The following is a 12572-nucleotide window of genomic DNA, read 5'->3' on the forward strand; positions in this document are numbered from 1 at the left end:
ATCAAAATCCCTGCAAATCTATGATCTGATTGGTCACTTGCTGACATGGCGGACGATAATGCCAAGTGTGTCCACGCATGGAGATATAGTCTTGTAATGCGCTGTCTTCTGCTTGCCATTGACAGTCTTCAACACGATATTGATATTCCACCCATAATGCCCGCACCGATGCCATAGAATACTCGCCATACTCTGTATTCAGACTGTCCACTAGGCTATCTTGTTGGGTGTCGAGCAATGGAAAAATAGACAAGTGTTCAATGCCACTCCACAGCTCTAACGCATTGCCAGTTTCGGCTGGCGTGCGCCACAAAGCGCTATTACCCGCTTTGCCTTCGGCTAAATACCAATAAAACATATCTTGACTGGCAATCACGCCTGACTCGCCAAGCAATTGATTATCAGCAAACCTCAAGCTTGCTTGACCACTGGACACAGAAACCACCTGTCCCTTGGTAATGCCTCTACAACTGGCAAACTCAATCTCATCGCCTGCTTGCCAATGACAATTCGCCGCTATTTTCATGGGATTACTGACCATTTTTGTCGACACTCGACATAAGCCAACATCCGTCGCCAACAGCCAATCTTGGTCAATTGCCAAGTCTTTATTTGCCAACCTTTGCGGTGCTTTATTGCCATTCGCAATAGTAATAGAAACCGCCGTATCAGGGAGACAATGGGCAGGTTTTAAACGTGACCATTGAGCACGCAAATGTGCATCGATAGCCGACTTTAGTAGCAAGCTTTGTTGATAGGCTTGACGCTGTATATGGTCTAACCTAATATCTCGCACACTGTTCAATATGAATGGCAAAATGAGGCTTAGGACAACACAAGCCACCAGCAATTCAAGCATAAGCCCTCCTGCTTGGCGTCGTTTTGCTAATGCCATCACTCTGTTTCCTTTACGGGCGCCACCCCCTTTTGCAAACTGGCTTTAAACCAAGTACGCAAGTTCTCTTCACGGCAATCCGAGCATTTAGGGTAATCCTGCTCTTGTGCAGACAATATACCTTCCATTAATGAAACATAATCTTCCCCCGTGAGTTGCTGCATAATCTGCGCTTTTTGCACATTATCCCATTGTGCTCGCTGCGCCTTTGACAAGTGCAAGTTTGACCAGCTGTTCTCGGTTTGTTGCATCATTAGCCAACTCACCAAAGCAATCACCACTAAGCAAAGAGTCAGTTCCAATAGAATCCAACCCGCTTGCTTGTTCAAGCATTCCCCTTTGCAAGGTCTCATAAGCAGTCTCCCTCTGAACGACGAGATTTCAAATGACTCAGATAAAACCGGCCACTTTGATTCAACACCAAGTCCATTTGCCATTTACCCAAACAAAACACAAAGGTGCCATTTTGATAGCCTGATAGACCATTGACTTGATATTCAATTTGCTTTTTCTGTGCGGGAAAGCCACGCCACTGCAAACTCAAAGATTCAACAAAAGTCCCATTGAACACCTCATAATCGGTATTATTTTGTGTTTGATAAAGACGAAAGCCACGTGACCATTCGCCAGAACAAGCCACACCACCGCACACATAACTGCTTTGGCCGCTGACCACCGCCAGCTCACGAGCTCGCGTCAAAGCCGACGCCAAACGAGCGACTTGTTCTTTTAAGCTCTGTTGGTCTTGTTGTTGCTGATTAAGGGAGAGAAGATTGGACAAGCCAAAGTGCGCGAGTAGGCTCAAAATAGCCATCACACACAATAGCTCAAATAAGGAAAAACCCATTTGTTGATGCATAGAACACCTCCTTGTTCTATAGAATCACTCATGTTTTTACCAAGCTTTTATCTGACCTGCTTTTTACCGCAATGCTCTTTACATCGATGCTATTAGACAGGTCACAAGTTGTCTGCACGACACACTGACTTAGTTAAGAGAGCATCCTGCCCTCACCAACCTATCCTAGCGCAAGCTTATGGCGAGGCAAACCACTTATTGAGATGATTGGCAATTTGTCTTGGTTTTTGAAACGGTAATGAGTGATCACAAGCACTCATTACTTTATGCTGCCAAGCAGAATTACCTTGACTGAGTAATTCATAATGTTCGCGTAACCCCTGATGACTCAATTCACCAGAAAACAAAAATACCTCTGGCGCGGCATCGATCAAGCCTTGTCGAATATGATGTTGCTCGGCCGCGTGTTCAACAAAGTCAGTTACCGCATCCAGTGCGTAGGCAAAACCAAAAGGACGATGAGCCAAACGCGATTGGGTGGTCGCTTCTGCCACGGGATGCTTACGACGATTCGGTGATACCCCATCCATAAAAAGCGCGACCCCCAATTCCACATCGCCGGTTTCGCGAATCAAATGCGAGGCATGACGATATTTCTGACGCACTTCTTTTAATTGCGACAAGTCTTCTCTGTCCAATGACGCCGGTTCTAACAAGGCCATTTTCAATGCAACATGACCTGCTTGCTGTCGCTGCTGATTAAGCTGTAAGGCCACCAAACCTCCTAAAGAATAGGCCACCAGATCAAATTTCTGCCAGTCTAAATGGGCGAGCAAGGCAGTCACATCCTCACTCAGTTGACTAATGGCTACTGGCGCTTCTTCGCCATGATGGTGAAATGACTCTCCCATGCCGACGAGATCTGGCACCAGCATCCAGCGCCATTGGGTAAGATAAGGCAACATAGGAGAAAAGGTGATTTCCCCAGCAACGCCAGCGCCGTGCAACAATAAACAACAACGATCCCCTTTGGCGTCAGGGTTTTCATAAAGACGGTACGCTAAACGAGCATGAGGCAAAGTAAGAAAAAAAACGTCAGACACTTGTAATTAACCTGTGAGGACCCTTATTAAAAGAATACAATATTCGCCATTCAGTAGGCGGTAACATATTACTAGGTAATGATACACAATGTCAGAAATCAAACAGGTAAATCTTTCTTATCAATCCAATTTACTGGCTTTTTACTCAGCCATACGAGATTTACCTTACAAAGCCTTGCTCGATAGCAACCACGAACACTTCCGTGATACACAATTCGATATTATGGTGGCAAATCCATTGGCTCGAGTGCGCGCCCATCAACACCAGACAAACGCCAGTGCGATCGAATGGTTCAGCACGCCTTTGTATGAGTTGGCAGAACAAACCAACCCCATGACATTGCTAGACGAGTTAATGACGCGTATCTGTCAAGAAAAATGGGCTCAAAACGCCCCCAAAGACTTACCCTTTACCGGTGGATTATTGGGTTATTATGGTTACGAAAGTGGCCATTTTGTCGAAAAGTTGCCCGATACCGTCAACCATGACATTGCCCTAGACACCTTGCATATTGGCCTATATGGCTGGGCTGTGATAACCGACCATCAAACCAAAAGCACACAATTGGTTTACACACCTTGGTGTCAGGAAGATGAAATCCGCTCGCTAATCGATCGTTTTACCAGCGCCAATGACCATGAATTGGGGCATCATGATTTGTCGCAGCCACAGGATTTCACCCTCACATCGAGCTTTCAATCCAACATGAGTCGGCAAGAATACGCGGATAAATTTGCTCAAGTTCAAGCCTATATTCAGGCGGGCGATTGTTATCAGGTCAATCTCGCTCAGCGCTTTAGCGCCACTTATGAGGGGGATACCTTTACTGCTTATCAAGCCTTGCGCGATGTTTGTCCAACGCCGTTCTCGGCGTATTTGGAATTGCATGAACACGCCTCTATTTTGAGTCATTCGCCTGAACGCTTTTTGTTGTGCGACCAAGGTCGAGTGGAGTCTAAACCCATTAAGGGCACCATGGCTCGAGGAAAAACCGCAGAGGAAGATAAAGCTAATGCCGAGCGTTTATTGGCGTCTGAAAAGGACAGAGCGGAAAATTTGATGATAGTGGATTTATTGCGCAATGATATGGGCCGTACCTGTTTAACCGGCAGCATCAAGGTGCCCAAACTGTTTGCCTTGGAAACTTATACCAATGTGCATCATCTGGTATCCACAGTGGAAGGTCGCATCGACCAAGCGGAACAAAGCATTCGGGTGTTTCAACAAAGTTTCCCCGGCGGTTCCATTACCGGTGCCCCAAAAATTCGCGCCATGGAAATCATCGACGAGTTAGAACCCCATCAGCGTTCTGCCTACTGTGGTTCCATTGCTTACTTTAGCTGCAATGGACAAATGGACTCTAGCATCACCATTCGCACCTTGGTTGCAGATAATGGAAATTTACATTGCTGGGCCGGCGGTGGCTTAGTCGCCGATTCAAAATGTGAGGAAGAATATCAGGAAACCTTTACCAAAGTAGGTAAATTAACTCATACTCTAGAACAAGATTTTATGAAGTAGGTCTTTTCATGTCAGACATAGAGCAGTTTTTAAATGCTCCACCCATTGACCTAGGTTTAGATGATATTCGTGCAGCATTAGACAAAGAACCTTATCGCCAAAGTATTCATAACCCAGATGAGGAAATGTTCCCAGCCGGCTACCAACTGGAATATCGCTCGGCTGCCGTGTTGATCCCCATCTGGCAGGAACCTTCAGATGGCGAGCTTTATGTCTTACTCACCCAACGGGCATTACACATGCGTAATCACCCTGGTCAAATCGCCTTCCCCGGCGGCAAACACGACTCAAATGATGTCAGTATTCAATACACAGCGTTAAGAGAAACCTTAGAAGAAGTGGGCCTAGCGCCGGATTGCTTCGATTTATTAGGGGAGCTGGGTGAATACTGTACCCTGTCTGGCTTCTGCATCAAACCCATCGTGGCCGAAATGACCCGAAAAAGTGAACTCAGCTTGTGTGAAGAGGAAGTGAAAAGCGTACACTGGGTACCCTTGCGCCATTTACTTACGCCGCAAAACTATGCTTTCAAACAACGCAAACTTGACTCTGTGTCCCGTGGCTATTTTGAAATCTATTATGACGACATTCGGATCTGGGGAGTCACCGCTGGCATCTTATATGGGCTTTATCAAACCCTTGCTAGACACACTTTGGCTTAACAAGCCTCTGCAGGATGCGAAACAGCTTGCCACGAGGCCATAAACTCTCGATAACAACCTTCCAATTCATCAATGTGTTTTAACAGCACCTTGCCCGCTGGTGTCAATTCAATACTGCGCCCATGACGAATCAATAGGGATTCTCCCAACTCCTTTTCCAGTTTTTGTATGTGCTGACTGATCGCTGGTTGGGTCAGACCCAATTGCTTAGCTGTGCGAGTAAAACTCCCAGTTTCCACTAAGGCTTTGTATGTCATTAAGTGTTGAGTATTTAGCATAACGATTCCTTATAATAAGGAACATTATGCCTAAGGCATTTTCACGGAACATTGACCTAAATCGTGTTTTGATGAAAGATTGGGGTTTATTTACCTAGATCGATGACCCCTATGACAGTTGCAAACGACGCTTTTCAACCTTGGTACGAAAGACAATCTGGCCAACACACTGCTCGCGACAACGATTATCGAACCCCTTACCAAAGAGACAGAGCACGCATCATTCACAGTGCTGCTTTTCGTCGCTTACAATCCAAAACGCAAATATTGGCCATCCGTCAAAATGACTACAGCCGCACCCGGCTTACCCATTCTTTGGAAGTGGCGCAAATCGGCAGCGGCATAGTGCATCATCTCAAATTTAGCTCAGCAGAAACGGCAGAGTTCCAGCCTTGGTTAGCCGACGATGCGCTCATTGAAACCGTGTGTCTGAGTCACGATATTGGTCACCCGCCTTTTGGTCATGGAGGTGAAATCGCTCTCAATTATATGATGTTGGATAACGGCGGCTTTGAAGGCAATGCGCAATCATTACGCATCCTTGGCAAGCGTGGCTCCTATTCTGAACGTTTTGGCATGGATGTGACTCGCAGAGCCCTACTCGGCATTTTGAAATACCCAGTGCAACACCATCAGGTGGTTGGACAATACCCCAGTAAACCCGATAACTTTCGCCAATTTAAAGCCGCCAATTGGACGCCACCTAAATGCGTTTATGAAGACGAACAAGCCTTATTGAACTGGATCATAGAACCTTTTAGCCAAGCGGATAAAGACGCCTTACAAAAGGTTCAGCGCAGCTCGCCAGAAGCCCACGGTAAAGTCGCGCACGCCAGTTTTGATACCAGCATCATGGATTTGGCAGACGACATTGCCTATGGGGTCCATGACCTCGAAGATGCCATTGTACTTGGTATGGTCACCAAAGACATGTGGCAAGAACATTTGGAGCCAAAACTGTCTGCTTTAGCCTCGCCTTTCTTCAAAAACAATCTTACTAGCTTGCGTACCCAATTGTTTAGTCGTCAAAGTCATTTACGCAAAGAAGCCATTGGTAATTTGGTTAGCTGGTTTATTACCTCTTGTCAGGTGGTGGAGAATCCGAAATTTGAGCATCCGCTATTACGCTTTCAAGTCGGTTTACCAGAAGGACAACGACAAGCCTTAGCTTTGCTCAAGCAATTTGAAATGCAACACATTATTCAGCGTCCAGAAGTACAAATGCTGGTCTATAAAGGCCAACAAATGTTATTAGAAATGTTCCAAGCCTACAGTGCCGACCCAGCCAGACTCTTACCCCAGGAAATCGCTCGCGAATGGCAAAGTAGTTGCGATCAAGGCGATAATGGTCTGCGCATCATCTGCGACTATATGGCATCCATGACAGACGACTATGCAAGCCGAATGTACAATAAACTCTTCGTGCCCAGTTTAGGCTCGGTTTTTGAACCCATGTAGACAGTCCCTATTAAATAGCCCCCACGTAAAGTTATTAGGTAAGACGCATTAAAGAAAGTGCGTCTGATCAAATATCATGACGCCAACCAAGCTTCAGCGTCCACGTTTTGGTCTAATGAGAAGGCTTTGATTTCCAACCCAGGAATCAACAAACCTTCTATTTCACTGACCTTTTGTAGCCACTTTTCATCGGTCAATACCGCCGCTTTGCGGAACTTACCAATCAAGCTAAATAAGGTTGGTAATTTAGATAATTTAACGGCAATAGCACTGAATGAAGGCATATGAAAAGCGGCGATTTCATACAACATGGTGCCCTTTTCAATGCCCTGCGCCAGCAAAATAAACTCATTCAGCGCCACCTCCATTTGCAATGAATCCAACTGACCATCAAACGCAATGTACAAATGATTGTCTCCCTGTTTTTCAACATGGAACATGGCTTTCTCCTTAGGCAGCAATAGGCTTTAAAGGTAAAGTTAGACCTTTTCCATCAAACTGTCAGTTTTTTACAAGACTTAGATGACGCCATTCGCTAAGCTGGACATAAAGAGTAATTGGTAAAACAGTTCAAGTAACCGCCTTAAAGCAATAGTAACCTCATGGATAAAGTACAACACTTCACCTCAGCGGATCCGTCAGTGAACTTAATAAGCGGTCACTTTCAATCCTTTGAATTTGATCGACACTATCACCTCGATTATCACTTTGGGCTTATCGTGGAGGGCTGCCAAACTTTTATCTCACAAGGCGAACGTCAGCATGTTGGGCCAGGTGAATTGGTTATCATGCCGCCTGATGTGTTGCACGATGGTCGTGCAATGGAGGCTAATGGATACACAACACATGTTTTTTCTGTCGAGCCCGACTGGTTTACAGCTTTAGAGGAAAACGCCTCTAGCGAAAACACTTTTATCTTTCCTCACAAGGTCATTCAAGATCCTGTGGTGTTCCACTCTCTTTCTCAGGCTTATTTTGCTTTGAGTAAAGGCGATTTAAGTCAATTAGCGCGCGACTGCTTACCTTACGAAAGCTTCTCACCTCTAATCAACAGGTACGGGCAGAGTCAAGCTTTCAAAACAACTTATTCATTAGGCAAAAATGACCTGCAAAGCTTGCGTGAGTTTTTACTGGCCCATTTAGCTGAGCCTGTTTCTTTACAGCAGCTAGCGGACTTATGTGACCTCAGCCCAAGTCAGTTTCAACGTCAATTTAAAGCCAAAGTTGGCATGACGCCCTATGCTTGGTTTACTCGCTTACGTCTTGAACAGGCAATGAAGCTACTTAAAGCCAACCATTCGGGGACAGAAGTCGCGCTACAAGTGGTTTTTTACGATCAAGCACATTTCAGCAAGGCCTTTAAACACAGCTTTGGCGTATCCCCTTCAGAAATTCGTTAATTGTCAATATTTTACAAGCCCAACCATTCAAGAATCATGATAATTGCCATTAATCTTGTCACTAACAGAAGGCTATTAACATGAACGAAGTATCCATCTTATTTACCCTAGCATTGGTACATTTTGTGGCGTTAATCAGCCCGGGGCCGGACTTTGCTCTGGTGGTACAGAACGCTTCACGATATGGTCGCCAAACTGGCTTTTACATTGCCCTTGGCTTATCCCTTGGCATCTTAACCCATGCGGTGCTGAGCATTACTGGCATCAGCTTGTTGGTCCACCAGCAGCCTATTTTGTTTCGTCTATTACAATGCTTAGGCGCAGGCTACCTTTTGTATTTAGGCGTTGGCGCGTTAATCAGTTGCTATCAAAACTGGCAGCAGACAACGAGCTTAGCCAATACACAGGACCAAGCCTTATTGAGAAAAAAACAACAGGCCTTTTCAAAGGGCTTTTTAACCAATTTGTTCAACCCCAAAGCCTTGGTGTTTTTCATTAGTCTTATGTCCAGTCTGATCCCAGCAGGCATGTCGTGGGCTGGAAAAGGCTCGGCTTTGCTGATTATTTGGGGATTATCGCTTGCTTGGTTTAGCGCGTTAGCTTGGCTACTGACCAAAGCCAGCAGCCAAGCCTTGCTAACGCGCCTCAGTCGTTATATCGATCTGCTATGCGGTATGCTATTTTGCCTACTCGGAGCAGGCATTTTGTGGCGTGTGTTATTGGCCTAGCGGAGCGGCTAAATAGACAGCCTTAGGAAAAGCGGCCCAGCAATGCAGGCTATTTCTCTGCCGCCCAACCCCTTGATTCATGCAGTACTTTTATAAACTCAGGCCAATTCAACAGGCTTTGTTGATATTCACCAGCGCGCCCTTCAAACACCACACCATAAGCCTGTAAGCGGTACGCCATTAAGGCATAAAAAGCATCTACCGCGCCTGCGCTATCAAACATAAAAGGCAATCTCGCCTGAGAAAAAATTGCCTGTAAACGGGCAATATCATTACTAATGGCCGGAATGCTTTGATCCACATTTACCACCTCATCAAACAAAAAAGGACAAAGGGTTCGAATCGCGACAAAACCAGAATGCAGCTCAGCACACAAGCTCCTCGCCATGGCTCGGTCAAATGAATTTACTGGGTACAAAACACCATCAGAAAGCTCATTAAAATACTCTACGATGGCTAACGAGTCATGAATGGTCACCTGATCGGTTACTAACACGGGTACCAAGTTAGAAGGTGAATAGTACGCAAGCTTAGTCTCGTAACCTAGCTCACCTAACGGCACAACCACCAAATCCAATTCTATTTCAGCGATACGACTGCATAACCAGGCTCGCATCGACCAAGTTGACAATGACCCAACCACTAATTGCATTGACATTACTCCCCATTCCCTTTTTTCATCTTCCGCCATTTTGTGCGATCAATTGAATACAAACAATGCCTTTGCAAAGTATGACCATCAGGCAATTTAGGGTGATCAAAATCTTGCTGACAATTGATCATAGACAATTTTTGCATCACTCGTTGTGATGGCATGTTTTGCAACGAGGTAAAGGCATACATTTGGGTTACCGCTAATTGCTCAAACGCATAATCTAATGCGGCAAAAGCCGCTTCCGTGGCGTAACCTTGCCCCCAATAAACAGATGACAAGCGCCAACCGATTTCCACCAATGGTGCATTGGGAATACCACTGTCTTCATCTTGATAATGCAATCCCACAAATCCCATAAATTGGCTCGTGGCTTTTAATTCGACCGCCCAAAAACCCCAGCCTCGCTCAGTAATCAAGCCTTTTAGACGATCCGCAAGAGCATGGCTCTCGGCACTCGTTAAGCGCGCGGGGAAAAATTCCATCACTTGTGGGTCAGCGTTCATTTCAGCAAAGACAGAGTAATCACTCGCTTGCCATTGCCGTAAAATAAGACGTTTGGTTTCCATTTTGCTCTATTCCATTACCAACGAATAATCAGAGGCAAGTGAGGACGAAAATCTTGCCATTCACCGCGCTCTTCATTTCCTAATGTTAATTCAACAAGGTGTTCTTGTGCCTTGATAAATGACAATCTATCAACCGATGTAAGACCCTCTAAGGTGTCTGAAAACGACTCTTTAGCCACCGCTACAGTCACCTTTGAAATGGTGCGAATTGGTGCTTCGTCTTCAACACGCTTAAGCGGCGACATAAAAGGCACGTAGACACACAGAGGTTCTGCCAAAATAAGCGAATTTGCGCCAACATGAAAAGCATTTGGGGCAGGAAAATAGTCCGGTTGATAAGACCAACCTTGAAAAGGCATGGAAATTCCCATCTCGCAGGTTCGCGTCAACACCACGCCAAAAGGCGATGCGTCAGTCCGCTCTACTCGGTCAACCAAATGCATCTTTTTAGCAGGACCATTACTGGCTTCCATTGCATCACGCAGATACAAAATTTCCAACATACCATTGGTAAATTGAAAACGACGATTCGACGTTCCTTGCCCTTTGTGGTCGCGACGAAAGCTTTCTTGCAAGCCAAACTCCACCAGCTTATCACCAGCTTGCTCAGGTTGTTCTGTAAGAATAAAAAAGTGGTCTAATTCCAATGACATACTAAATGGCCCTAACAACCTTCATACTCTTTATGAAAAATGCATCCTACTCAACGCCTCGTATTAAGGAGGTCAATTTATCTTCTAAATTTTGTTTCACTCCAGCCCACTCATTAGCAATAATACTGAAGACAACTGAGTCTCTTACCCTACCATTTGGCATCACCATGTGATTACGCAAAATACCTTCTTGTTTGGCACCTAAGCGCAATATCGCGTTACGCGATTGGGTGTTTAAATAATCTGTCAGAAACTCAACACGATTCAACGACAAAACATCAAAGGCATGCGCCAACATCAGCAATTTTACCTCGGTATTAATATGAGTTTTTTGAAAACGCTGGCCAAGAAAAGTAAAACCAATTTCGACCCGCTTATTAGCGAGGTTGGCTTTCATAAAGCGAGTTGAGCCGGCAATTTGATTCGTCTTTTCATCAATGGTGGCAAAGGCTAAACCGTCACCAGATGCATGAGCCATCAAGGCATTATCGATAAAATCGTCAATGTCATTGACATGCGGCACTATGGTAACAAACAGCTTCCATAATTCACCATCGTATATCGCTTCACATAACCCCGTTTTATGCGCTTTCGACAAGGGTTCTAAACGAACATGCTCGCCTTGTAATACCACAGGTTCGAAGATCATGACTTACCTCTGTTAAATGGATGCTCATGCGCCTGATAAAGGCCGTCTTTTAAGCTTATGATATTTCAATGCCATTAGGATACCGTCTTTTAATTCAGCAATAGGAATGGCTTGCGATTTCATTAGTGTTGTGAAAAAGGCAACAGACTCAGACAACCCAAACTGGGTGCCACAAAATCACTATTCTCATCTAGGAAAATCCCTAGGCAATGAGGTTTGCCAGCAATGGTTCGTTGCCATGCCATTGGATCAGGCAAGCAACTGCTTGTTAGTCATAATGCTGTGGCAGACTTATTGAAAAAGTTGATGCCAGAAAAAACCGTTAGTTGTTTAAATTAAAAAAAGAAATCACAAGCGCATTCATTTTATTTAGTATTACGTATTCCGTTAAAAAAGGCTTTCCCTATGATACGTTTCGTTATCTTTCCGGTGATGCTGTTGCTCGCCCTACAAAACCTGTATGCCGCCAATGCCACCTTCACATTACAAGGTGCTAAAAACAATGAAGAAAAGACCATATTAGCCGTCTTAAAAGACCGCCAGTGGTTTAACAGAATGTCGACGATTATCGATGAACAATTCCATTTTAATGAGCCTATCTCCATCATTTTTGGGAGCGATGAGGGACCACTATTTGACTCTCAGGATAACAGTATCTTGATTCCCTACTCTTTTATTCTCGGAGCAGAGCGCTACTTTAAGCAGAACGCTTATCAAAAAAACTACGGTGTCACCAGCACAGATGCGGCAATTCATACCCTTATCCATACGCTTTTTCATGAACTGGCTCACGCTTATATTCTGGATCAAGACATCGCTATTCTTGGCAAAGAAGAAGATGCGGCTGATAATTTAGCCACCTTACTCATTCTTGAAAACTTTGATCAAGGTGATTCCATTGCCATCAGTGCAGCGGACATGTTTGCTTTCGAGTCAGAGGAAGGGCCAGAGTATTACGATAGTTTGGATTACATTGGCGAGCACAGTTTTGATCTACAACGCTACTTTTCCACTCTTTGTTTAGTTTATGGCGCTAACCCAGAGCAACATCCCAACCTTCTCAATGAAGTCGATTCTGAATTCATTACAGAAAGGCAAGAGTACTGCCAATACTATTTTGCAACCGTCCAGTACAACTGGCACAGGTATTTAAAATAACGCCGCGCCACACATGCAGAGAATTAAGCAAGGTAAAGTAGATAGG

Annotated in this window: 17 protein-coding genes; 7 read left to right on the plus strand and 10 right to left on the minus strand. The window is 44.9% G+C overall.

Annotated features, from left to right (window positions below; all coding sequences use genetic code 11):
- Position 1: 1 nt before the first annotated feature.
- The 4 genes from ACXAH2_RS03845 to ACXAH2_RS03860 all read right to left on the minus strand — a co-directional run bounded on the left by ACXAH2_RS03845 (position 2) and on the right by ACXAH2_RS03860 (position 2797).
- Positions 2-895: a hypothetical protein gene (locus tag ACXAH2_RS03845; protein WP_475076832.1), complete on the minus strand. Its 894-nt coding sequence runs from the start codon at positions 893-895 to the stop codon at positions 2-4.
- Complete coding sequence (locus ACXAH2_RS03850) at positions 895-1248, minus strand: hypothetical protein (RefSeq protein ID WP_475076833.1); 354 nt, start codon at positions 1246-1248, stop codon at positions 895-897. Before ACXAH2_RS03850 ends, ACXAH2_RS03845 begins: the two co-directional genes overlap by 1 nt.
- Positions 1245-1754, minus strand: coding sequence for a GspH/FimT family pseudopilin (locus tag ACXAH2_RS03855; protein WP_475076835.1), 510 nt, complete (start codon positions 1752-1754; stop codon positions 1245-1247). The genes ACXAH2_RS03850 and ACXAH2_RS03855 overlap by 4 nt, the downstream gene beginning before the upstream one ends.
- 176 nt (positions 1755-1930) lie before the next feature.
- Complete coding sequence (locus ACXAH2_RS03860; RefSeq protein ID WP_475076836.1) at positions 1931-2797, minus strand: alpha/beta hydrolase; 867 nt, start codon at positions 2795-2797, stop codon at positions 1931-1933.
- Between the two features lie 88 nt (positions 2798-2885).
- Between ACXAH2_RS03860 and pabB the strand changes: the two genes are divergently transcribed.
- Both pabB and ACXAH2_RS03870 read left to right on the plus strand, forming a co-directional pair.
- Positions 2886-4319, plus strand: a complete 1434-nt coding sequence (gene pabB / locus ACXAH2_RS03865; RefSeq protein WP_475076837.1) for an aminodeoxychorismate synthase component I — start codon at positions 2886-2888, stop codon at positions 4317-4319.
- 8 nt (positions 4320-4327) lie between these two features.
- Positions 4328-4981: an NUDIX hydrolase gene (locus ACXAH2_RS03870; protein WP_475076839.1), complete on the plus strand. Its 654-nt coding sequence runs from the start codon at positions 4328-4330 to the stop codon at positions 4979-4981.
- On the opposite strand, the gene ACXAH2_RS03875 is transcribed toward ACXAH2_RS03870, so the two are convergent.
- Entirely contained in the window at positions 4978-5259 is a 282-nt protein-coding gene (locus ACXAH2_RS03875) for a LysR family transcriptional regulator (RefSeq protein ID WP_475076841.1), read from the minus strand. The two genes, ACXAH2_RS03870 and ACXAH2_RS03875, sit on opposite strands and share 4 nt — an antisense overlap.
- A gap of 111 nt (positions 5260-5370) precedes the next feature.
- Between ACXAH2_RS03875 and ACXAH2_RS03880 the strand changes: the two genes are divergently transcribed.
- Positions 5371-6717 (plus strand): anti-phage deoxyguanosine triphosphatase, encoded by a 1347-nt coding sequence (locus ACXAH2_RS03880; RefSeq protein ID WP_475076842.1) that lies wholly within the window; start codon positions 5371-5373, stop codon positions 6715-6717.
- A gap of 74 nt (positions 6718-6791) precedes the next feature.
- Here ACXAH2_RS03880 and ACXAH2_RS03885 read toward each other — a convergent pair whose 3' ends face one another.
- A complete protein-coding gene (locus ACXAH2_RS03885) occupies positions 6792-7157 on the minus strand; it encodes a SpoIIAA family protein (protein WP_475076843.1) in 366 nt (121 codons plus the stop codon).
- A gap of 162 nt (positions 7158-7319) precedes the next feature.
- Between ACXAH2_RS03885 and ACXAH2_RS03890 the strand changes: the two genes are divergently transcribed.
- Both ACXAH2_RS03890 and ACXAH2_RS03895 read left to right on the plus strand, forming a co-directional pair.
- On the plus strand, positions 7320-8117 hold the full coding sequence (locus ACXAH2_RS03890) for an AraC family transcriptional regulator (protein WP_475076845.1): 798 nt from the start codon (positions 7320-7322) through the stop codon (positions 8115-8117).
- Positions 8118-8197: 80 nt separating this feature from the next.
- A complete protein-coding gene (locus ACXAH2_RS03895) occupies positions 8198-8845 on the plus strand; it encodes a LysE family translocator (RefSeq protein WP_475076846.1) in 648 nt (215 codons plus the stop codon).
- A gap of 49 nt (positions 8846-8894) precedes the next feature.
- Here ACXAH2_RS03895 and ACXAH2_RS03900 read toward each other — a convergent pair whose 3' ends face one another.
- The 4 genes from ACXAH2_RS03900 to ACXAH2_RS03915 are packed head-to-tail and all read right to left on the minus strand — an operon-like array spanning position 8895 to position 11368.
- Positions 8895-9497: a glutathione S-transferase N-terminal domain-containing protein gene (locus ACXAH2_RS03900; RefSeq protein ID WP_475076847.1), complete on the minus strand. Its 603-nt coding sequence runs from the start codon at positions 9495-9497 to the stop codon at positions 8895-8897.
- 5 nt (positions 9498-9502) lie between these two features.
- Positions 9503-10066, minus strand: a complete 564-nt coding sequence (locus ACXAH2_RS03905) for a GNAT family N-acetyltransferase (protein WP_475076849.1) — start codon at positions 10064-10066, stop codon at positions 9503-9505.
- Positions 10067-10080: 14 nt separating this feature from the next.
- The gene (locus tag ACXAH2_RS03910; protein WP_475076850.1) at positions 10081-10719 is read right to left on the minus strand and encodes a hypothetical protein; all 639 of its coding nucleotides are present in this window, start codon (positions 10717-10719) and stop codon (positions 10081-10083) included.
- 46 nt (positions 10720-10765) lie between these two features.
- Positions 10766-11368, minus strand: coding sequence for a GNAT family N-acetyltransferase (locus ACXAH2_RS03915; protein WP_475076851.1), 603 nt, complete (start codon positions 11366-11368; stop codon positions 10766-10768).
- Positions 11369-11474: 106 nt separating this feature from the next.
- On the opposite strand from ACXAH2_RS03915, the gene ACXAH2_RS03920 reads away from it, so the two are divergent.
- Positions 11475-11666, plus strand: a complete 192-nt coding sequence (locus tag ACXAH2_RS03920) for a hypothetical protein (RefSeq protein WP_475076853.1) — start codon at positions 11475-11477, stop codon at positions 11664-11666.
- A gap of 107 nt (positions 11667-11773) precedes the next feature.
- Entirely contained in the window at positions 11774-12526 is a 753-nt protein-coding gene (locus ACXAH2_RS03925; protein ID WP_475076854.1) for a DUF4344 domain-containing metallopeptidase, read from the plus strand.
- The last annotated feature ends 46 nt before the right edge of the window (positions 12527-12572 follow it).

It is taken from the genome of Marinomonas sp. ABL3_031 (genome assembly GCF_056161265.1).

What these genes read in the sequence shown, in the direction of transcription:
- ACXAH2_RS03845 (WP_475076832.1), bottom strand. Translation starts at nt 895, where the DNA reads ATGGCATTAGCAAAACGACGCCAAGCAGGAGGGCTTATGCTTGAATTG.
- ACXAH2_RS03850 (WP_475076833.1), bottom strand. Translation starts at nt 1,248, where the DNA reads ATGAGACCTTGCAAAGGGGAATGCTTGAACAAGCAAGCGGGTTGGATT.
- ACXAH2_RS03855 (WP_475076835.1), bottom strand. Translation starts at nt 1,754, where the DNA reads ATGCATCAACAAATGGGTTTTTCCTTATTTGAGCTATTGTGTGTGATG.
- pabB (WP_475076837.1), top strand. Translation starts at nt 2,886, where the DNA reads ATGTCAGAAATCAAACAGGTAAATCTTTCTTATCAATCCAATTTACTG.
- ACXAH2_RS03870 (WP_475076839.1), top strand. Translation starts at nt 4,328, where the DNA reads ATGTCAGACATAGAGCAGTTTTTAAATGCTCCACCCATTGACCTAGGT.
- ACXAH2_RS03875 (WP_475076841.1), bottom strand. Translation starts at nt 5,259, where the DNA reads ATGCTAAATACTCAACACTTAATGACATACAAAGCCTTAGTGGAAACT.
- ACXAH2_RS03880 (WP_475076842.1), top strand. Translation starts at nt 5,371, where the DNA reads ATGACAGTTGCAAACGACGCTTTTCAACCTTGGTACGAAAGACAATCT.
- ACXAH2_RS03885 (WP_475076843.1), bottom strand. Translation starts at nt 7,157, where the DNA reads ATGTTCCATGTTGAAAAACAGGGAGACAATCATTTGTACATTGCGTTT.
- ACXAH2_RS03890 (WP_475076845.1), top strand. Translation starts at nt 7,320, where the DNA reads ATGGATAAAGTACAACACTTCACCTCAGCGGATCCGTCAGTGAACTTA.
- ACXAH2_RS03895 (WP_475076846.1), top strand. Translation starts at nt 8,198, where the DNA reads ATGAACGAAGTATCCATCTTATTTACCCTAGCATTGGTACATTTTGTG.
- ACXAH2_RS03900 (WP_475076847.1), bottom strand. Translation starts at nt 9,497, where the DNA reads ATGCAATTAGTGGTTGGGTCATTGTCAACTTGGTCGATGCGAGCCTGG.
- ACXAH2_RS03905 (WP_475076849.1), bottom strand. Translation starts at nt 10,066, where the DNA reads ATGGAAACCAAACGTCTTATTTTACGGCAATGGCAAGCGAGTGATTAC.
- ACXAH2_RS03910 (WP_475076850.1), bottom strand. Translation starts at nt 10,719, where the DNA reads ATGTCATTGGAATTAGACCACTTTTTTATTCTTACAGAACAACCTGAG.
- ACXAH2_RS03915 (WP_475076851.1), bottom strand. Translation starts at nt 11,368, where the DNA reads ATGATCTTCGAACCTGTGGTATTACAAGGCGAGCATGTTCGTTTAGAA.
- ACXAH2_RS03920 (WP_475076853.1), top strand. Translation starts at nt 11,475, where the DNA reads ATGGCTTGCGATTTCATTAGTGTTGTGAAAAAGGCAACAGACTCAGAC.
- ACXAH2_RS03925 (WP_475076854.1), top strand. Translation starts at nt 11,774, where the DNA reads ATGATACGTTTCGTTATCTTTCCGGTGATGCTGTTGCTCGCCCTACAA.